Raw genomic sequence first — 21,397 nt, 5'->3', positions numbered from 1 at the left:
TTATTCATTTAATGGAACAGTTTTTCAGCCTCACGTAAAGAATCGTCAAGGCAAAATACGACAACATGATCATAAGGCTCTATCAGCGTATCGCCATCTATCATCATCGGTTCGCCGTTGCGTATCAATCCGCCGAGGGTTACGTTTTTCGGCAGCACTAGCTTTTTCACTTCCTTCTTTGTCACACGCGAATTTGGCCGTGCAATGATTTCCGCCACATCGGCATTTGCGATGGTAAGCGATTTCACATTGGATACATCGGCGCTAAGCAGGAAACGGTATATATTACTTACTGTAATAAGCTTTTTGTTAATGATGGAGCCAATATCAAGATTCTCGGCCATAGACATGTAATCCATATTCTCTACTTCTGCCACCGTCTTTCGTACACCAAAACGTTTGGCAGCCATACATGCGAGGATATTCGCTTCGGAATTACCGGTAACGGCTACAAAGGCGTCTATTTCCTTGATGCCCTCTTGCAGCAGAAATTCGGCATTACGCCCGTCGTTATGAAAGACGGTTACGTTCTTCGGTAATTTCTCCAGTAGCTGATAGCTTTTTTCTTTGTCAGACTCCAGTAGCTTTATATTCGTATTGTCGGGCAGGTATTGGCTGGTACGGATGGCAATACGGCTTCCTCCCATTATCATGACATTCTTTATCTCATAACTTTCCTTCCCGGCTATTTTGGGCAGTTCATTTACATTATCCCTTGTAGCTGTAAAAAAAACGATGTCTCCTGCCAGTACCTGATCTTTACCGGTGGGTATGATGGTCGTGTTCTTCCTTTTAATGGCAACTATATGGAACTTTTTGTCCTTACTGCTTAAATCGAACAGATGCTTATCGACCAGTTCGGAGTTCTCCCTTACCTTTACTCCTGCAAGGGCTATATTCCCATCGCATAGCTCTATCCATTGCCTTACCCAGGGGCGTTTCAACGCAGAAACGATTTCCTTGGCAGCGAGCATCTCCGGATAAACCATAGAGTTGATCCCCAGCCTCTCAAAGAATTCCTTATTTTTGGGCAGGAGGTATTCGTAGTTGTCGATGCGGGCAAATGTTTTCTTCGCGCCCATATTGGCCGCAAGCATACAGGCTGTAATGTTGGTAGATTCGTCGGGAGTAACACCTATAAAGAAGTCCGCATCTTCTATATCTACTTCCATCAGGTCTTTGAGGGATGTACAAGAGCCGGTCATAGTCATCATTTCGAGATTAGACCCTAAGAAATTGAGTTTCTCTTTGTCGGCATCCATCAGTACAATATCCTGATTTTCTGCCGATAATAGTTTTGCCAAATGTGTTCCTACTGCACCTGCACCTGCAATTACAATCCTCATTTCTCTCTACTTGTATATTTTCTCTTCCTCTATTTTGCCTGTACTCGTTGTTTTATTCAGAATAGCCTCCATACGTTCCGCTAATCCCTGGATATCAAGCTTACACAACTTATTCAGTTCTCCGACAGAACCATGAGTTACAAACTCATCGGGTATTCCCGCACGGACAACATTTATATTCTCATAATCGTTATCTGCCAGATATTCAAGAACAGCACTACCGAAACCGCCGTTGACAACACCATTCTCAACAGTCATTATATGAGTGAACTTCTCGGCTACCTCTTTCAGTATAGCTGTATCCATCGGTTTGAGGAATATCATGTCATAATGCGCTATAGAGAATCCCTGATCCTCCAATATGGCAATAGCTTCGCGTGCGGCATTCCCTATAGGCCCTATTGAGAGGACTGCCAAATCTTTTCCGTCTTTCAGTTTCCGCCCTTTGCCTATTTCCAGAAGCTGCATCTTGCATTCCCAGTCCATCAGCACACCCTGCCCTCTCGGATAACGGATTACAAACGGTCCTTCGTTGCCATAAGTGGCAGTGTACATCAGGTGCCGCAAGAAGTGCTCATTATATGGCGATGCAATAGTCAGGTTAGGGACACAACGCATATAAGCCAAGTCGAACGCGCCATGATGTGTCGGCCCGTCTTCTCCTACCAATCCGGCACGATCGAGGCACATGGTTACGTGCAACCGCTGAAGGGCTACATCGTGTATTACCTGGTCGTATGCCCGTTGCATAAACGAAGAATAGATGTTACAGAATGGCAGTAACCCTTCCTTAGCCAAACCGGCGGAATATGTCACAGCATGAGCTTCTGCTATACCCACATCGAAAGCCCTTTCGGGGAACTCTTTCATCATGTATGTCATGGATGAACCTGTTGGCATGGCAGGGGTAACGCCTACTACACGGTTATCTTTTTGCGCCAGTTCTACAAGTGTATGCCCAAAGACATCCTGATAAAGCTGTGGCTGATCCTTCGACTTTGTCACAATACGTTCGCCTGTCTCTTTATCAAATTTGCCCGGCGCATGCCATACTGTAGCCGAAACTTCAGCAGGCTTAAACCCTTTTCCTTTAATGGTATGGATATGCAGCATCTTAGGGCCTTTCATATCCTTTATATTTTGCAATATCCGTATCAGGCTGCGAAGATCGTGTCCGTCGATAGGCCCAAAGTAGCGGATATTGAATCCTTCAAACATATTTTGCTGCTTTGTCAGCAAAGCTTTCAGGCTATTATTGAAACGGAGGATAAAGTTCTTCCCTTTCTCAGTAATGAGATTTCCTTTTTTGAATTTTTGGTAAACATCATTCCTTACCCTGTTGTAAGTGGGGGAAGTCGTCATCTTTACCAGATAATCGCGCATGCCGCCCACATTGTTGTCTATAGCCATATCATTATCATTCAATATGATAAGCATATCGTTTGGTTGCGAACTCGCGTTATTTAGCGCTTCGTAGGCAAGCCCGCCCGTCATGGAGCCATCGCCGATAACGGCTACAACATGCCGGTTTTCCTGCTTCAATGTAGATGCAACAGCCATACCCAATGCCGCAGATATAGAATTAGAGGCATGTCCTGCAATGAACGCGTCATATTCACTTTCATCGGGGTTAGGGAATCCCGATAAGCCTCCAAACTTACGGTTTGTATCGAATCGGTCTCTTCTGCCTGTCAGTATTTTGTGGCTATACGCCTGATGCCCTACATCCCATACAATACGGTCGTAAGGGGTATTGTACACATAGTGAAGAGCAACTGTCAATTCTACTGTTCCAAGGCTGGAGCCAAAATGTCCCGGGTTCTTGCTTAGTTGGTCAATGAGAAAATTCCTTAAGTCCGTGCAAAGAGTTTCGAGTTCTTCAATACTTAGATTTTTGAGATCTGCCGGGGAGTTTATTTTCTCTAACACTGATATATTTTCGTTTCGTTCGCTCATAATGCTTCTATTAGAATAAAGAAAGGCTTTATTACTACTGTAATAAACAAGCAAATATATAAAACAAAAGCTTATTTAGTATAAGATATTATCTTAAAAATAGGACTCGATTGAAACTGGTTATAATAAATAAACAAAAGAAATCTGTTTAAGTACCTTCATTTCCTTGAATTTTGTCAAGAGGAACAGGGATTTAAGCCGTTAATAGTTGCTTATAAGATAACTTTTTATTAGTAATGCCAATCAGGAGTTGAGAAATGGCTTGAAAAGCCAAATCTTCATAACCGCGGGTCATCGACCTGCGGAAAAAGGATGAGCAATCCCAGCTGTCTGAAAGACAGGACATACTGTGTGTCCTGCCGCTTCGGGCAGGAGGAGTGTAATTGCCCCTTGCTGCGTAAGCTACGCTGCGCTTGCATACGGTTATAAAGATTCTGCCTTTCAGGCAGGTGTTGAGCAGCTTTCAACCCCTGATTCGCATTAGTAGTATATAATGCGAATCAAGGGTTAAATGTGCCGTTAGGCACATCATATTGGTAGAAACATGAATGAAATTCGTTTTTTGTGCCGTCAGGTACAAAATGTGAATTGTTCTGTAGATATTGCGTACCTGACGGCACGCAATTAACCGGTTAAAGCTTCTTTCTACCAACATTCAGTCCCTAAAGGGACAAAAAATAGCACATTTAACCCTTGATTCGCATATATAACAAAAGATTATACTACTGTTCTAACCCTTCCACCTTCGAGTACTTCAATTACATTAGTCGTTTTACATACGCTTCGCTCCTGTGAACGTTGTTTGTCGTGACTCGGCATAACATAAAATAGATTTTAGTTCTGCTCTCGCTACTTAAAACGTTCCCTTTATCAAAAGGGAAGAATGCCTGACGGACGAAACGGCATCTATCTTCGCTTTGCGACTCTCCCCTCGCTTCTCCCTCTCCTTTTGGGGAGGGCCAGGGTGGGGTCGGGAGTGTCCAGAGGACGAGGGATTGGAATATAATATTCTTTATTGTCATGTACTACGCTTTTTCACAGTACATGACAAAATTTTATATCCTGCTGTAGGGGCATCCCCTTGTGGGTGCCCGTAAACGATGACAAGCGGGCAGGGACAAGCCACTGCCCCTACATCGTCTCCAAATCGTGTTTGAATAATTTTTGTCATGTACTGTGACGCTTTTTATTAGTGTTTTGATAATAAAAAAAGGTAGCCCGATCATCAGGCTACCTTCCAGTATCATATCTTTTATTTACGAATATTTAGGCTTGCGGCCTTTACCGCCCCGTCCTTTACTTTTGTCGGAGTGCTTAGGCGAGTTATAATCTGAACTTCTGCGTGTGCCGATATCGGAACGGGTACTGAAATTCTTGCGGCCTTTGTCGCCTCCACGGTCTTTTCCGCTTCCGCCACCACTTCCGCCTTGAGCTATCTCCACAGAAAGCCGTCTGCCGTTCTGCTCCTGTTTGCTCATCGACTTGATAACTTTCTGTGCATCCCTTTCAGGTACTTCAAAGAATGAGAAGTTCTGCATAATATCGATACGGCCAATGCTTACCTTTTCGGGCACATAATCGTTTACAAGCCCCATCAACGTAGCCGGATTCACGTTATCGGTACGTCCTACGTTGATAAACAGGCGTGAATAACCCCTTTCGGCTGTACGCCCACCGGATGAGCGGTCTGAGCGCTCCCTGTCTTTACGTCTCGGATAGGATTTATCATCGCGGGACGAACGGTCTGATGGCGATTCTATTTCCTGAGCATCGCGATAGTAGTCGATCAGCCTGTTAAATTCAAGAGCTACAACACGTTTGATAATATCTTCTTTTTCGAGCCAGTCAAGTTTTCTGTAAACCGAAGGTAAAAGATTGGATATTTCGTCCTCATTTACTTTTACTTTTTCTATTCTGTCTACCAGATTGAACAATTGCTTTTCGCAAATAGCTTCACCCGAAGGGATACCCCCCTGCTCAAATTTCTTATTGATTATTTTCTCAATCTCCCTTACTTTACCTTTTTCTTTGACATGGACAATAGAAATGGATGTCCCTGTTTTCCCTGCACGTCCTGTACGTCCGCTACGGTGCGTATATGATTCAATGTCGTCAGGCAGGCCGTAATTGATAACATGTGTCAGGCTGTCTACGTCAAGCCCGCGTGCAGCCACATCGGTAGCTACAAGTAATTGCAGATTGCGTACGCGGAATTTCTGCATCACATAATCACGTTGCGCCTGCGACAGGTCGCCATGCAGAGAGTCGGCATTGTAACCGTCCTGTATCAGCTTATCCGCTATCTCCTGAGTTTCGCGACGGGTACGGCAGAAAATAATACCGTAAATATTCGGGTAATAGTCGGCTATACGTTTCAAGGCAAGGTATTTGTCTCTGGCGTGCACCATATAGTAAACATGCTTTACAGTGCTGGTGCCCTCATTCTTTTTCCCAATAGTGATCTCTTTGGGTTTCTGCATGTATTTCTTTGTTATCTTCGCTATCTCTTTAGGCATTGTTGCCGAGAAGAGAAGCATCTGCCTGCTCTCAGGCACTTTTGACAGGATTTCATCGATACTTTCCGTGAATCCCATGTTCAGCATTTCGTCGGCCTCGTCCAGAACTACGTATTTCACATTAGTCAGATCAACCGTTTTACGGTTGATAAGGTCTATCAAACGCCCCGGAGTGGCTACAATAATCTGCACACCTCTTTTCAGTGACTTTATCTGGCTTTCGATACTGGAACCGCCATATACGGGTAACACCCTCAGATTGTCAATGTATTTGGAATAATCAGATAAATCGCCTGCTATTTGCAAGCATAACTCACGGGTAGGACAAAGGATCAATGCCTGAGGCACATTCTCCTTAATTTCAATTTTTTGCAAAACAGGTAACCCGAAAGCGGCTGTTTTTCCCGTTCCGGTTTGTGCCAATGCAATAACGTCTGTAATATCGCCAAGCAAATATGGAATCACTTCTTCTTGCACTGGCATCGGGTTCTCATAACCCATTTCTTCGATCGCCTTGCGAATATTCGCGGCAACCCCTAACTCTTCGAATGTTTTCATTAAAAATTTTCAAATATCTTTTGTGGTAAATAAGCCCTTCATTTTTCGGCCTACTCCCACCCCAAAATTATTCGACATAAGAGAGCTAGCCAAAAAGGACGCGCAAAGGTAGCGATTAGTTTTCAAGTTTTTATAATGTTTTAGAATTACTTTATACTTCAAGCTCTGTTTAACAAATAAAAAATACTATTTTTGTATCTCATTATAATAGACACATTCCCAGAAACTATAAAAGAAAAACCAAATAATAAAACAGAACAATATGAAGAAATTTTTAATTTTCTCTTTTGCATTATGCGCTATCTTTAGCTCATCTAGCTTAATGGCTCAAAAAAAGACTCCCGCACAGAAGATTACCCCATCCAAACCTGTACTGAAAACAGAAATAGACTCATTATCCTATATGTTTGGCGCCAGCCTGTACCAACAAGGGTTATCGATGTATTTGCAGCAACTAGGCGTTGTTTCGGATACTACCGGTGTGGAATCTGTGATGCAACGCGATTCTATAATCAACGCCAATAACAGGAACAGGGCTGAATTCCTGGCAGGACTAAAAGATGGTATGGACGCTCCCGAAGCGAAGAACGCATATAACACAGGACTTTCCGTTGGTGGGCAAATACTGAAACAGATGATGCCGGGACTGCTGCAACAAATATATGGGGAAGGAAACACTCAGAAATTAAATACTGATGCATTTGCAGCTGCTATGGATGCTGCTATGGGCGGAGAAGATTTCTTAATCGAAAACCCGGCTGAGGCATTCAACGAAAAAATGCAGGAAGCTCAGGCTAAAATGCAAGCCAAAAAGGATGAAGCCCAAAAAGCTGAATACGCTGACCAGATAGCCGAAGGAGATAAGTTCATGGCAGATAACGCAACGAAAGACGGAGTGGTAACTTTACCAAGCGGCTTGCAATATAAAGTAATAACAAACGGTACCGGAGAGAAGCCTACCGCCTCCGACAGGGTTAAAGTCCACTACAATGGAACGCTAATTGACGGAACAGTATTTGACAGCAGCATCGAACGTGGCCAACCTGCCGTATTCGGTGTCGGACAGGTTATCAAAGGATGGACCGAAGCTTTACAGCTAATGCCTGTAGGTTCTAAATGGATATTGTATATTCCTTACGACCTGGCTTATGGCGCTCGCGATACGGGAAAAATCAAACCATTCTCAAACCTTATCTTCGAAATAGAACTGATAGATATCGAGAACTAAAATAAACCTGATTAATAGAATGAAAAGACCGTCTCGCAATGAGACGGTCTTTTTCCTTTATATACTTTTTCAGCAAGATTTGTAAACTCTAAGCCTTCTATATTGTTTAGTTTATAAAACTAAGAACATTATCCAAATTATGAAAAAGTTAATTTTAATAGGAATCATATCCGTCATATTCTTTTCTTGCGGAACATACAATACGCTCGACCTGAACCGGCTAACGACAGGCATGACCAAAGAACAGGTCATATATGCCGTAGGCGAGCCGCAACGTGTATTAGCCGTAAACAGAACACAAGACGGATATCAGGAAGTGCTGGAATACCGCTCTGCAAGAAATGAGGTCTACGCATTGGAATTCTGGAACGATTATCTGGTAGGATATGAATTCCTGTATGATGATATAGATTATATCGCGCCTGCTCCTCCTGTGATATTGCCGGACTACGGCAGGCCTATCTATGTAGGACGGCCAGGCAACAGGCCAAATCGGCCAAACAGACCAGATAACTCAAACCGTCCGGGAAGTTCGAACCGCCCGGGGAATTCAAACAATTCCAGTTCGGGAAGGCCTGACAGACCGAGTGAGTCAGGCAGACCGGGAAGTTCGTCATCATCTTCGGTACGCCCATCCAACAACACCCGCCCTACGACAAAACCAGCAGAATCTGTACGACCGGGAACAAGGCCTGCAAATACAAACAGCGGGACAAGGGAGTCTACAACAAATAAGGAAAACAATAGCTCAAGGGAAAGGGAGAGATAATAAAAGCGACCGTACAACGCAAAATGGGCTAGCTGATTGTCAGCTAGCCCATTTTATTTACCTATAATTCTATCTTATCTTTTTCTCTTTGTGCTGTTCGATTTATTTCTTTCATTCAGCTGTTGTTGCTGTATCTTCTGCGCTTCGGCAAGGCGAGCCATAAAACCTGATTTCTTTTTAGGCTTGGCCTTATTCGCTTCCAGTTTAGCCAATACCTTTTTCTCATCAATCATAAAGCGGAATGCCATCGTCAACAAGATTGTTATCAACAACGAAAGGAAATAATAATATGTAAGACCGGACGGATAATCATTCAGCATGAACAGGAAGATTAACGGCATCAGGTACATCATCCATTTCATACCCGGCATCTGCTGCTGGCCGGTATTGGTCATTTCCATATTGAATTTCGTATAGATGATATTGGTTGCCGTCATCAGTATACAGAACAAACTGATATGCGTACCTATCAGTGGGATATGGTTCTTCCATTCGATGATGGCGTCATACGTAGACAAGTCGGAAGCCCACAAGAAGCTTTGCTGGCGCAACTCTATCGCATTGGGGAAGAATGAGAATAAGGCTATCAGTATCGGCATCTGCAGCAATAACGGAATACAACCGCTCATCGGATTAACGCCTGCCTTACTATACAGCGCCATTGTAGCCTGTTGCTTTTCCATAGCCTGTTCCTGCTTCGGATATTTGGCATTCAACTCTTCTACCTGAGGACGTAGGACACGCATCTTGGCAGAAGACATAAATGATTTATATGTCAGAGGGGAAATAATCAATTTAACAATAATGGTAAGCAAGAGTATAACAATACCCATCGATAAGCCCGTACCTCTCAGGAAGTTGAAGATAGGGATTACAAAATATTGATTTATCCAGCGGAATAGCGTCCATCCCAATGGCACTAATTTATCCAGATCCAACTGTTTATTCGCATCGTCTATATGGCTGTCATACTTTTTCAACAGGGAAAAGGACATAGGCCCCAGATAGTATGTGAATCCGGCATTCAGTGTTTCGTCTGTCGCGCCTATCTTCGCAGGGGCATAAATCGTAGCTTCAAAACTTTTCAGATATTCACTGCTTTCGTCTGTTTGCAAAACCCTCGAATCAAGCAGCGCCGTTTCTATTTTATCATCGGCAATCAGTATAGGAGCAAAGAACTGGTTTTTGAAAGCAATCCATTTAGCAGGTTCTTTCACTTCCACTTGTTCGCTCTTATCGGCGCTCATCTCCTTCACGTCGCCGCCTACATACTTGTAGCAAAGATGAGAATAACGCTGTTCGTTCTTTACGCTCTTCTCCTGCCTGCGCATTCTTTGCGACCAGCTAAGCTCAAATATATCACTGCGGTCGCGGGCTAGCATAGGCTGCAAACCTACAAGGTTGATGTCATATTTCATCATATAATCATCATCTGCCAGTTTGTAAACAAAGTCGATATGCTGGGTGCCCGAATATGAATAGCGCATGATAAGCGAATTGTCGTCTTCTGTCTGCACAGGAGTGAATATCAGATCGCTTGTACTCAATACTTTTTGTTGCTTATTAGTTAGAAGCAGGGCGAAATCAGCATCGTTATTGAAGATATATAACGAATCTGTATTCTTTTTATCTTCCTTGTTATAACTCATGTATTCTTTCAACTGCACACTGACCATTTTCCCTCCCTTGGTAGAGAAAACCGCCTTTACTTTGCTGTTTTCAAGAGTTATAAATTGTTCAGGCTGCCGATTAGCCTGCTGTAACGAATCGATAGTGGAAAGAGTAGAATCACTCTCCTGAACAGGGGCAGCGAAGAAATCATCTGCTTTGTTCTCTTTTTTGCCCGCTATAGTGTCTATGATATTTTCACGCTCACGCTGCAATGTCTGAGCATATTCGATAGAATCTTTTATGCGTTGTTGTTTCTGTCGTTCGATGTCTTCCGCCGAAGGCCTGCTAAGTAGTGTAAATCCAATAATTACGGCTGCGATCAGGATAAACCCGGTAATCGTATTCTTATCCATTTATAGATAGTTATTAGTTTTATATTCCTTTCAAATTTTATTAGATGTTCTCCGTAGTTAGCTCAACATAGGATAAAATCCGGTCTGAACTGCTACTGATAAACATCCTTTTATTTTTTTACTTTATTTTCTTTTACTGCTTTTATAAAACTAAGAAACAACGGATTCGGAGAAACAACAGTACTATTATATTCAGGGTGGAACTGAACTCCCAGGAACCATTTTTTTCCGGGTATTTCCACCACTTCCACAAGTCCCATTTCAGGATTTATACCTGTACATTTCATTCCATGTTTTTCAAAGTCTTCTTTGAAGTCGTTGTTGAATTCAAAGCGGTGACGGTGACGCTCTTCAATCAGTTTTTTTCCATAGGCTTTGTATACGAGTGAACCTTTCTCCAGTTCACACTTATATGCGCCTAAACGCATCGTTCCCCCCATATTGGTAATATTCTTCTGTTCTTCCATCAGGTCTATTACCTTGAATGGCGTATGCGGGTTCATTTCCGTCGAATTCGCTTCTTCAAGCCCAATAACATTGCGTGCAAATTCAACCACCATGCATTGCATACCCAGGCATACTCCAAATGTAGGGACATCATGTTCGCGGGCATATTTCAGAGCAAGGATCTTGCCTTCTATGCCTCTCTGCCCAAAACCGGGAGCAATAAGTATGCCATCCATCGATGACAGTGTTTTCTCTATGTTATCTTCGGACAGTTTGTCAGACAGGATAAATTGTAAATCCAGCTTGCAGTCGTTGTATGTAGTAGCCTGCAACAGGGATTCATTGATAGACTTGTAAGCATCCGGCAGCTCTGTATATTTTCCAACAAGCCCTATACGGATAGTTTCTTTGGCATGTTTCTTTTTGTCAAGAAAATCGCGCCAAGGCTGCATTACCGGTTTTTCGCCGATTGGCATACCCAGTTTGCGCAACACGATCTCATCCATATTCTGATCCTGCATTCTCAACGGAACTTCATAAATGGTAGAGACATCGACCGACTGCACAACGGCGTCTACTTCCACATTACAGAATAAAGCTACCTTACGCAGTATTTCCTTATTCAGTGTGTGCTCTGTCCTCAACACAAGAAGATCGGGCTGCACCCCTTCTGCCTGAAGTTGTTTTACCGAATGCTGGGTTGGTTTTGTCTTTACTTCCTTAGCCGCCGAGATATATGGCACGTAAGTCAGATGTACGCACAGGCAATTTTTGCCAAGCTCCCAACGCAACTGGCGAACGCTTTCGATGAAAGGAAGGGATTCGATATCCCCTACCGTTCCCCCTATTTCGGTAATCACAAAGTCGTAATTGTACTTTGTTCCTAAGTTCTTGATGTTACGCTTGATCTCATCTGTGATATGTGGTACAATCTGCACCGTCTTACCCAGATAGTCGCCTTTGCGTTCTTTATTGATTACATTCTGGTATATACGTCCTGTGGTAATATTGTTATCCTTGTGCGTAGGCTGGTTCAGGAACCTTTCGTAATGCCCTAGGTCAAGGTCTGCTTCGTGGCCATCGACAGTCACATAGCATTCCCCATGTTCGTAGGGGTTTAATGTACCCGGGTCGATATTTATATAGGGATCCAGTTTCTGAATTGTCACTTTATAACCTCTTGCCTGTAGTAGTTTGCCCAGCGAGGAGGCTATAATACCTTTACCTAAGGAAGATATAACTCCTCCTGTAACAAATATATACTTCGTATTAGCCACGACTTTACGTTTTATATTTTTTTAGACTCTAAAAAGAAAGCACAAAAGTAAGAAAAATATTTGGATACACATTGCAAAAACATAGTAGCCAAAGCCTTTAAATGAAAATAATTATTAAAGCCGGCATCGGTCTGTTTAAAAGTATATATAGTTACATATAAGCAGTATATAAAATATCCCGTCCCTAAAAAAAGACACGGGATGCTTCGTCCCACAGCATCAACCAGCAGCCGGCGGAGCTAATCAGCGGGCTAAACCGTTCTATTTTTTCATATCAAATACCGAGGGATATCTGCCCTTCTATTATCTCAGGAATACCTTTTTCTTTCAGCAGGCCGGCAATATAGCAAAGCTCGGCATTTATATCCGATTTAAATATTTTCTTAGAGTCTGTTTAAATTTTATAGCAAATCTTTTTTATAGCTATTTTTAGATGTATTTTATCATTTTTGCTAGCCGGTTTAGCGGGCTAAACCAAGAGTAAAAAGGGTGAAATACGGTAAAAAGAGCATAAAAAAATTGCTAAGAACTATTGACCTGAACCTGTAATAAAAATTTTCGCTAAAATTTAAACAGGCTCTCAATGATAATATAAATCACATCTCCTTCACAGAAGGTAATCCTGCTCTTATCATTCTGCCTTAAACGCAACAGGTAAATATCACATCCTGTATCAAGATAAAAATCCACTTCCTGATTATTTTCAAAATATTCAGTAACTGTTTAAATTTTATTCGTTCAAATTTTTAGAGATGTTTTAGAGATGTTTTTTTCTTCCTCGAAACGATAATAGCGGGCTATTTGAGTTGAGAGAAAGGAAAAAACAGACTAAAACAGACTAAAAATGAACGAAGAAAAAGGTATAATAAAATATTCGTATAAAATTTAAACAGTTACTCAGGTATAGAGTGGACATTATTGAAACGGAAACCGCCGATTAATATATCGCCCTTGCCAAAATGGCACTTACACGCCTCTCTTCTCTCTTCCGGGTTCACTATCTTTTTTTTTCTCCAGCCTCTTTTCCCTTTTATCTTCTTTTTCGTAAGCGTCTACAATGCGTTGCACCAGTTTGTGGCGAACGATATCCCCTTTATCGAATTCGATGTGCCCGATACCTTCCACGCCTTTCAGTACGCGCAAGGCATGCTTAAGCCCCGACAGTTGCGATGGCGGCAGGTCTATTTGCGTTATGTCGCCTGTGATAATCATTTTCGCGTTCATCCCAAGCCGGGTAAGGAACATCTTTATCTGGTGGGTGGTCGTATTCTGTGCCTCATCCAGTATGATTACAGCATCGCTCAACGTACGTCCGCGCATAAAGGCCAAGGGTGCTATCTGTATCGTTTTGTTTTCGATATAATCTTTCAGTTTAGCCGGAGCGATCATATCTTCCAGCGCGTCATACAATGGTTGCAGATACGGGTCTATTTTCTCTTTCATATCTCCGGGCAGGAAGCCAAGCTTCTCGCCTGCCTCTACCGCAGGGCGGCTAAGGATTATTTTCTTCACCTCTTTATTCTTCAGAGCTTTTACAGCCAGAGCAATTGCCGTATATGTCTTTCCCGAACCGGCAGGGCCGATACCGAATACCATATCGTTTTTGTAAAAACTGTCAACAAAAGCCTGTTGGTTAGGCGTGCGGGCAAAAATAGGCTTACCACTTATCCCGTATATGATAAGGTTATCTTGCTTTACTACATTGGGGGAGTTACCTTTAACGATGTCTATGATGTCATCTTGCGCCAGTTTATTCCTGTCAACCGAGAATTTTTCCAGTTCCCTTATTTTTTCTTCGAACAAAGGAACATCTTCGGCATTTCCGGTCACTTTTATCGCGTTCCCACGCGCAACGATACGTAGTTTAGGAAACAGTGTTTTTATTAATTGTAAATTGGCATTATTTATCCCGAAAAAGACAACAGGGTCTACGTGTTCTAAAATAATTATTTGTTCTATCATTCAGTTAAATATCAACAAAGTACCATAATGATTTTAATTTGGTTAGTCGGGTATTATGTAATGGTGCACAAAGATAGTGATAATCTTGTACAATTTTTATTTTAAGCAAAATAGTTGTTTATGTTGGTTAAGAGTTTCTTCATTCGGTGACGAATAGTAAACATCCCTTACCATATTGTCGTCGGATAAATACCATATAAGCGCATCCTGCTTACGGTAGATATACAGCCCGTCGAAAGAAACTACTTTATCCCAATCCGAATCGAGTATACCGAACAAGCGGCCGCGTTCCAGCAATACTTCGGCGCCGAAGTCGTAGCCCATAGCACACTGGTAATATAGGATATCGGATAAGAATTTTTCCAGTGGCATCTTGTCCAACAGATACCATTTTTCATCATCTGCCTGCTGATATACTTTCGGATGATCTGTATCGTCAATATCGAAAGCCCATCGGCACACGTCCTGATTTTCTTCCAGAAATTGGATTTTATTATCCAAGAGAACAAGGTCTTCGATAGGATAGAAGTATAGAAACGAACTCATAAACAAGGGATCATTTCCTACTTTACTGTACATATATTTCAATGGGGAGGGCAGCTTTACACCGAGCAGGAGCTCTACTGTTTCTATTTCTTCCGTGCTTATTCCTTCACGAAGGGAGTCTCCCAGTAAGTTTTGTATCGTTTCTTCTATCATCAGATTTTTCTCACAGTTCAGTTTTTGTGTTTTTATAATAATTATAGTGGATAAAGATAGATAAAAGTTATAATAGATAAATGCCATATTCTTAATTTATTGAGGATGTGCCAACCGTCTGTCATCCCGCGCCCGGCGTGGGGTTTCCCTAAAAGAGAATCTTCATTAAGAGAGGATAGCCCTCAATGTCATTAAGTTAAGCCTTTTTCCTCTTTGTCATGCTGAGAGACGAAGCATCCCGTGTAGGCAAATTGCTTTTAAGAAAAGAGATCCTTCACTATCGTTCAGGATGACAGGGTATAAGATTTACTTAACTTGATGCCATTGCTATAAATCCTGCTCGTCAGGCGTCAGCCAGCGCCGTTAGCGAGCGTACGGGGTACCCACCCGGTGCAGGCGGCGTAGAATGAAGTGCGGGCGCTTTTAAGCATCATCTGCCAATTATCGCAATGATGAGATTATCATCACTTCATTCAGCCGGCAAGCCGATGGTGGGTCGTACGGCGAAGCGGGGCGCAATGCTTTTTTGCTTACTTTTGGAGCTTCGGCCAAAAGTAAGGCAAGCAATCTGTGATTGCGCGCAGAATAAAAAAGAACATTTAACTTATCAACTACTGATTGACATAAATTACAGAAAAACACCTAAAATCTTATATATTCAATAATTTTATACTAAATTTGCACACTTGTAATATTTTTGTGCATATTTAGTTTATGGCCATAAACAAAACCCGGAATATACTAATTGATGTAGCTCGTCAACTATTTGCAAAATTGGGAGTGGAAAATACAACCATGAATGATATTGCAGTAGCATCCCACAAGGGACGCCGGACATTATATACATATTTCAACAACAAAAATGAGGTGTATCAGGCGGTTCTGGAAACAGAACTCGACCAGATGTACCATGCACTGCAATCTGTCGCAAGCAAAAAACTTCCTGCCGACGAAAAACTCCTTTTATTTTTTTACACACGTTTCGATGCCATAAAAAATGTTGTAGCAAGAAACGGGACACTGAAGGCCGATTTCTTCCGTGATATATGGCGTGTACAGAATGTGCGCAAATCGTTCGACCTGAAAGAAATACAGGTACTAAAAGATATCCTGAACAAAGGGGTGGAAGAAGGCACTTTCGAAATGCCCGACACACAGGCTACAGCAGAAATATTGCACCATGCCCTGAAAGGGCTCGAAGTACCGTACATCAGGGGACAAATCAGGGCTGAAAGTTTGAAAACAGAATCACAACGTGAGAATATCGCTTACCTGATATTCGAAGGTATCAAAAAGAAAAAATAAATCGCAAACCAATTTTATATTTAATTTATACATTATGAAATTATTAGAAGGTAAAACCGCTATTATTACAGGTGCAGCACGTGGCATTGGTAAAGCCATTGCACTTAAATTCGCAGAACAGGGAGCAAACATTGCCTTTACTGATTTAGCTATAGATGACAACGCAAAAGCTACTGAAGCCGAGATTGCAAAGTATGGAGTGAAAGTTAAAGGATTCGCGTCTAATGCCGCGAACTTCGAAGACACTCACAACGTTGTTGAAGAAATAGCAAAAGAATTCGGACAAATAGATATCCTTGTAAACAACGCCGGCATCACTCGTGACGGCCTGATGATGCGTATGACCGAACAGCAATGGGATATGGTAATCAATATAAACCTGAAATCGGCATTCAACTTCATCCATGCGCTTACTCCGATATTCATGAAACAGAAGAGCGGAAATATTATAAATATGAGCTCTGTCGTAGGCCTCTCAGGTAATGCGGGACAAACGAACTACTCTGCGTCGAAGGCAGGTATGATCGGCTTGGCTAAATCTATAGCGAAAGAACTAGGCTCAAGGAATGTACGTGCAAACTGTATTTGTCCGGGATTCATCATCACAGAAATGACAGGCGTCTTACCTGACGATGTGAAGAAAAAATGGGCTGAACAAATTCCGTTACGCCGCGGAGGCACACCCGAAGATGTGGCTAACGTAGCCGTATTCCTTGCTTCCGACCTCTCTTCTTACGTATCGGGACAAGCGATCCCTGTATGTGGCGGTATGAATATGTAATATATACAGAAGATATACGAACGGGAAGGAGCAAATTCAGGTTTGCTCCTTTCTTTTTGCAGAGGCCAGAAAGAAACAGAACCACAACACATATTTCCCGGCAATATCCATTGATATATTACTAAAAAATCTATCTTTGTTGGATATGAACATTTAAAACTTTTTACGATGAAAAAACTTCTCTTTATCTTAATCACTGTAGCTTTGATGTGTTCTTGTTCTTCCGGACCTAAAGGCGCTGCCCAGAGTTTTTCGGAAAACCTTGCAAAAGGAAAAGTTGATGAAGCTAAAAAGTATGCGACCGAATCGACCGGAAAAATGCTTGACTTTGCATCCAGCATGGGCGGCGGTGGCAGCAAAGTCAATCCTGACTTCAAATTTATTTTTGTAAAAGACTCCATTTCAGACAATAGGGCTTGGGTTACATTCAAGGGTGCCGAAGACGAAAAAGAGCAAACACTCGAACTTGTAAAGATAGACGGGGATTGGAAAGTAAATGTGGATATGAAAAAATAGTCTTTTTTCTTTCCTGTTTTTTATTCATAAGTTGCACCGGAGAACAGAAGAAAACTGTAGACCCTTCATTACTCGAAGGAATCCGGAGCGGAGATATTATTTGCCGGTTGGGGAATGGCTTTTTCTCCAATCAGTTTAAGGAATATTCTCTGACCGAAAAGTTATACTCGCATGCAGGAATCGTGGAACAAAGCGGAGATTCGCTATTTGTAATCCACGCCGAAGCCAGCGAACTGACGGGTATCGGCCATGTAAAGAGGGAATCCATTCAGGTTTTTCTGGACGGGATAAGGACATGGGGTGTGTACCGCATCAGTGCAGATGATTCGGTGCGGAACGATATTGCAGTCTTTGCGAAGGAATACTTCCTGAAAAAAACACCTTTCGATATGGATTTTGACGCCGGCAACGATAGCAAAGTCTATTGTACCGAGCTGGTGGCACTTGCTGTAAACAGAGCTGTAAATGACAGTTTGGTTAAGCCTGCCATACAGTTTGGCCACAGGAAGATTTATGGCATAGACAATGTATATCTGCTGCCGGATATAACAGTAATAAAGAAGGTGACAAAATAGATGCAAAATACAATTACTTACATAAAAGAATCACTGAAAACATATTACCCCGAAAGTGAAATTTTGGGCTTTGTGCGTATTATAACAGAATATATAACCGGAAAGCCTTATTCACACATTATAGTTGACAATCAGAAACTTTCGGATATCCAGCAAAAGCGGCTTAACGATATTCTCGAACAACTGAAAGAATATAAACCCATACAGTATATCACAGGAGAAAGCTATTTTTTCGACCTGCTTTTTTTTATAAATAAAGATACCCTTGTCCCCCGTCCCGAAACGGAAGAGCTTGTAGAGTTGATTTTGAATGAGAATGAAGAATCAGGACTAAGAGTGTTAGATATCGGTACAGGCAGCGGCGCCATCGCCATTGCCCTGGCATCATATATGGATGATCCGCTTATATCTGCATGGGATTTTTCGCAGGGAGCACTGGATGTGGCTATACTCAATGCAGAACAAAACGAGGTGGAGGTGGATTTTGAGAAAGTGGATGTGCTGAAAGATTATCCCACCGATACATTGTATGATATTATTGTCAGCAATCCTCCTTATATAATGGAAGGGGAAAAAGCTGCAATGGATAAGAATGTACTGGAATACGAACCGCACACCGCCCTGTTTGTACCGGATAATAACGCCCTTTTGTTTTACGACCGGATAGCGGATATAGCCCTCAATATACTCAAACCTGATGGGAAACTGTATTTTGAAATAAACCAGGCAAAAGGAAAAGAAACAGTAAAGCTATTGGAAGATAAAGGCTTTAGAAACGTGTCTCTGTTTCAGGATTTGAATAAAAATGACAGGATGGTGAGGGCGGAAAAATCATAGTATTTTATTCTCCTTCTTACCTTCATATTGCCCCCTGTTATCCACAATATTCTCCATATTTTTCATTGCCCAGTCTACCAGATTATTAAGGTAAGGCATGAGTTCTTTTCCCGATTCTGTCAGAGTATATTCAACTCGTGGTGGCACTTCCGGATAGATCTTTCTGGAAATAAGCCCGTCGGACTCCAGCGAGCGTAAAGTGACCGTCAGCATCCGCTGCGAAATGTCGCCGATGGATTTATAGATATCATTAAAGCGCATCGTACCGTTCACATCAAGCGTAGCCAGTACCAGAAGCGACCATTTATCTCCCAGTCTGCTTATAATATCCCTGATAGGGCAGGCCTCAATACGTAAAAAAGTTTTCATTTTTCTTCAAATCTATTAAATTGAAAATCAATATTACTAACATTTTTGTTATTTAATTACCAGACTGTTCGTTCTTGCAAAACGAAATTACTTATCGTATGTTTGCGCAACAAAAGTAATATAATTACTATTAGTAACTATTATGAATCATAAAAAATCACGACTATGGCAAAAAAAGTAGCAGTATTAGCAGTAAATCCGGTAAACGGAGCCGGATTGTTCCAATACCTGGAAGCATTCTTCGAAAACGGTATACAATACAAAACATTTGCGGTATCTGATACGACTCAGATAAAAACAAATTCAGGGATCAGCCTAACAACAGATGATATTGTAAGCAACCTGATAGATCATGAAGATCAATATGACGCTTTGGTCTTCGCCTGCGGAGACGCAGTACCCCAATTTGAGGATAATGCCGATAAGCAATACAATCAGGATATGCTGACTGTAATAAAGGCTTTCGGCGACAATAACAAGATGCTGATCGGACATTGTGCAGCGGCACTGTTTTTTGACAATCTGGGAATAGGGATCGGTAAAAAAGTAGCTTTGCACCCATTCATTAAAGATGTAGTGAAGGGAGTTGTGGGCACTGACGAAAAGGTGGTTGTCGCCGACAATATCTATACTGCCCAGACAGAAAATGCAATACCTGAATTGATTCCGGAATTATTAAAGGCCTTAGAAACTGTTTAAATTTGAACGAATAAAATTTAAACAGTTTCTAAAAATAATATTGGGGTTTCCTCACATCCTGAACATAGGAAAGCATTTTGTTTTCACACAATGGACTTCTTCACTATGTTCAGGATGATATTTTTTTGCTATTTTTGATACCAATTAAAAATAGAAATTATATAGGATGAAACTCTCCGAACCCCAGGCCCTCAACCGTGTAGCCGCCTATTGTTCCCGCACCGAACGCTCAGAATTTTCGGTAAGGAAAAAACTGCTTGCATGGGAATTTCCGGAAGATGCAGTCAACCGTATTATAGACAGGCTGAAAAAAGAAAAATTCCTTGATAATGCCCGTTTTGCCCGCAGTTTTATCAACGACAAAATAAGATTCAACAAATGGGGCAGGACAAAGATTGTTTTCGAACTGAAAAAGCTCAATATACCTGAGTCCGTTTATAACCCGATTTTGGAAGAAGTGGCGGGAGACGAATTTGAAAAGCAACTGATGCACATACTAGCCATAAAGGAAAAGTCTGTGAAGTCTAAAAACGATTACGATAAGAAAACGAAGCTGATACGCTTTGCATTAGGCAGGGGTTTTTCGATGGACTTAACCATTAAGTGTGTTAATAAATTGTTGGGAGGAGACTATGAGGAACATTTTTCGTGATTTCCTCAGTCTATTCTTTCCCGACCTTTGTGTTGTTTGCCACGAACGTCTGAGTGAAGGCGAACAACATATCTGTACCGGTTGCCTGCTGCTATTGCCAAAAACCAACTACCATAGGCAACCCGACAACCGCCTGGAACAATTCTTTGCCGGGCGTATACCTTTCCTCCGTGCAGCTACATTCGCTTATTTTGTGAAAGGTGGAAGCATTCAAAGTATTATCCATGAACTGAAATACAGGCAGAATCCGCAGATAGGAAATTTTATAGGCGAACTGTGTGGAGAGAATATAAAAGACAGCGACTTTATCTCATCTGTAGACTTGCTTGTACCTGTCCCGTTGCATCCTAAGAGGCAAAAAGAAAGAGGCTATAACCAGTCATTGGAAATATGTAAAGGAATATCTGCAATAACAGGCATACCCATCGATAGCGAAACGCTTATCAGGAAAATAAATAACCCTTCACAAACAAAGAATGCACGTTTCGACCGCTGGAAGAATGTAGAAGATATTTTTCAGATCACAGATGATGAAATATTCAAAGATAAGCATATCCTGTTGGTAGACGATGTAATCACCACAGGCTCCACTCTGGAATCCTGCACAAAAGAGATATTAAAATGTACAGACAGCAAGGTTAGCATCTATGCTGTGGGAACAGCAGGCTGATTTTCAGAGTTCTTATTTACTATTGCTAATGTCAATCAGTAGTTGATAAGTTAAATGTTCTTTTATTTTATGCACAAAAACCATCATGGTTTAAACTTTTTAGCATTGGCTCATACTTCCGCGCCCTCCCGGGCTTGTCCTTCCTTTTGGCATTGCCCAAAAGGAAGCAAAAGGCTAGTGCTTTGTCCCTCGGCGACCCACCAACGGCTGG

Annotated in this window: 19 protein-coding genes; 10 read left to right on the top strand and 9 right to left on the bottom strand. The window is 41.8% G+C overall.

Features of this window, described 5'->3' with window-relative positions; all coding sequences use genetic code 11:
* Positions 1–8: 8 nt before the first annotated feature.
* The 4 genes from trkA to D0T84_RS02555 form a co-directional block, all read right to left on the bottom strand.
* Positions 9–1,346, bottom strand: a complete 1,338-nt coding sequence (gene trkA, locus D0T84_RS02570) for a Trk system potassium transporter TrkA (protein ID WP_163305658.1) — start codon at positions 1,344–1,346, stop codon at positions 9–11.
* A gap of 6 nt (positions 1,347–1,352) precedes the next feature.
* Positions 1,353–3,302 (bottom strand): 1-deoxy-D-xylulose-5-phosphate synthase, encoded by a 1,950-nt coding sequence (gene dxs / locus D0T84_RS02565; RefSeq protein WP_163305655.1) that lies wholly within the window; start codon positions 3,300–3,302, stop codon positions 1,353–1,355.
* A 1,018-nt stretch (positions 3,303–4,320) separates the two neighbouring features.
* Entirely contained in the window at positions 4,321–4,473 is a 153-nt protein-coding gene (locus D0T84_RS02560) for a hypothetical protein (RefSeq protein WP_163305652.1), read from the bottom strand.
* An 85-nt stretch (positions 4,474–4,558) separates the two neighbouring features.
* On the bottom strand, positions 4,559–6,376 hold the full coding sequence (locus D0T84_RS02555; RefSeq protein ID WP_163305650.1) for a DEAD/DEAH box helicase: 1,818 nt from the start codon (positions 6,374–6,376) through the stop codon (positions 4,559–4,561).
* A gap of 262 nt (positions 6,377–6,638) precedes the next feature.
* Between D0T84_RS02555 and D0T84_RS02550 the strand changes: the two genes are divergently transcribed.
* Together D0T84_RS02550 and D0T84_RS02545 are read left to right on the top strand one after the other, a co-directional pair.
* Positions 6,639–7,604, top strand: a complete 966-nt coding sequence (locus tag D0T84_RS02550; protein WP_163305648.1) for an FKBP-type peptidyl-prolyl cis-trans isomerase — start codon at positions 6,639–6,641, stop codon at positions 7,602–7,604.
* Positions 7,605–7,743: 139 nt separating this feature from the next.
* Positions 7,744–8,373, top strand: coding sequence for an outer membrane protein assembly factor BamE (locus D0T84_RS02545; RefSeq protein ID WP_163305646.1), 630 nt, complete (start codon positions 7,744–7,746; stop codon positions 8,371–8,373).
* Positions 8,374–8,447: 74 nt separating this feature from the next.
* Here the strand turns inward: D0T84_RS02545 and yidC are convergent, their stop codons facing one another.
* The 4 genes from yidC to D0T84_RS02525 form a co-directional block, all read right to left on the bottom strand.
* A complete protein-coding gene (yidC, locus tag D0T84_RS02540) occupies positions 8,448–10,397 on the bottom strand; it encodes a membrane protein insertase YidC (RefSeq protein WP_163305643.1) in 1,950 nt (649 codons plus the stop codon).
* A gap of 110 nt (positions 10,398–10,507) precedes the next feature.
* Entirely contained in the window at positions 10,508–12,121 is a 1,614-nt protein-coding gene (locus tag D0T84_RS02535) for a CTP synthase (protein ID WP_163305640.1), read from the bottom strand.
* A 966-nt stretch (positions 12,122–13,087) separates the two neighbouring features.
* Entirely contained in the window at positions 13,088–14,083 is a 996-nt protein-coding gene (locus tag D0T84_RS02530) for a PhoH family protein (RefSeq protein ID WP_163305637.1), read from the bottom strand.
* Between the two features lie 96 nt (positions 14,084–14,179).
* A complete protein-coding gene (locus D0T84_RS02525) occupies positions 14,180–14,869 on the bottom strand; it encodes a hypothetical protein (RefSeq protein ID WP_163305634.1) in 690 nt (229 codons plus the stop codon).
* A 627-nt stretch (positions 14,870–15,496) separates the two neighbouring features.
* Between D0T84_RS02525 and D0T84_RS02520 the strand changes: the two genes are divergently transcribed.
* The 5 genes from D0T84_RS02520 (at position 15,497) to prmC (ending at position 18,796) form a co-directional block, all read left to right on the top strand.
* Positions 15,497–16,087, top strand: coding sequence for a TetR/AcrR family transcriptional regulator (locus D0T84_RS02520; protein ID WP_163305631.1), 591 nt, complete (start codon positions 15,497–15,499; stop codon positions 16,085–16,087).
* A 34-nt stretch (positions 16,088–16,121) separates the two neighbouring features.
* Positions 16,122–16,868 carry a 3-oxoacyl-[acyl-carrier-protein] reductase gene (fabG, locus tag D0T84_RS02515; protein WP_163305628.1) on the top strand — a complete coding sequence of 249 codons (747 nt, stop codon included), beginning with the start codon at positions 16,122–16,124 and terminating at the stop codon, positions 16,866–16,868.
* Between the two features lie 168 nt (positions 16,869–17,036).
* A complete protein-coding gene (locus D0T84_RS02510; protein ID WP_163305625.1) occupies positions 17,037–17,384 on the top strand; it encodes a DUF4878 domain-containing protein in 348 nt (115 codons plus the stop codon).
* Positions 17,354–17,959 carry a YiiX/YebB-like N1pC/P60 family cysteine hydrolase gene (locus D0T84_RS02505; protein WP_163305622.1) on the top strand — a complete coding sequence of 202 codons (606 nt, stop codon included), beginning with the start codon at positions 17,354–17,356 and terminating at the stop codon, positions 17,957–17,959. The genes D0T84_RS02510 and D0T84_RS02505 overlap by 31 nt, the downstream gene beginning before the upstream one ends.
* Complete coding sequence (prmC, locus tag D0T84_RS02500; protein ID WP_163305619.1) at positions 17,960–18,796, top strand: peptide chain release factor N(5)-glutamine methyltransferase; 837 nt, start codon at positions 17,960–17,962, stop codon at positions 18,794–18,796. It begins immediately after the preceding gene.
* On the opposite strand, the gene D0T84_RS02495 is transcribed toward prmC, so the two are convergent.
* Positions 18,791–19,165, bottom strand: coding sequence for a helix-turn-helix domain-containing protein (locus D0T84_RS02495; protein ID WP_163305616.1), 375 nt, complete (start codon positions 19,163–19,165; stop codon positions 18,791–18,793). The two genes, prmC and D0T84_RS02495, sit on opposite strands and share 6 nt — an antisense overlap.
* 165 nt (positions 19,166–19,330) lie before the next feature.
* Between D0T84_RS02495 and D0T84_RS02490 the strand changes: the two genes are divergently transcribed.
* From D0T84_RS02490 to D0T84_RS02480, 3 genes are all read left to right on the top strand, one after another.
* Complete coding sequence (locus tag D0T84_RS02490) at positions 19,331–19,864, top strand: DJ-1/PfpI family protein (RefSeq protein ID WP_163305613.1); 534 nt, start codon at positions 19,331–19,333, stop codon at positions 19,862–19,864.
* A 166-nt stretch (positions 19,865–20,030) separates the two neighbouring features.
* On the top strand, positions 20,031–20,516 hold the full coding sequence (locus D0T84_RS02485; protein ID WP_163305609.1) for a regulatory protein RecX: 486 nt from the start codon (positions 20,031–20,033) through the stop codon (positions 20,514–20,516).
* A complete protein-coding gene (locus tag D0T84_RS02480) occupies positions 20,497–21,186 on the top strand; it encodes a ComF family protein (protein WP_163305607.1) in 690 nt (229 codons plus the stop codon). The genes D0T84_RS02485 and D0T84_RS02480 overlap by 20 nt, the downstream gene beginning before the upstream one ends.
* Positions 21,187–21,397 lie beyond the last annotated feature (211 nt).

It is taken from the genome of Dysgonomonas sp. 521 (assembly GCF_010501055.1).
Taxonomy (GTDB): domain Bacteria; phylum Bacteroidota; class Bacteroidia; order Bacteroidales; family Dysgonomonadaceae; genus Dysgonomonas.
Note: the sequence above shows the minus strand (reverse complement) of the source record. Positions and strands in the feature narration are given on the sequence as shown.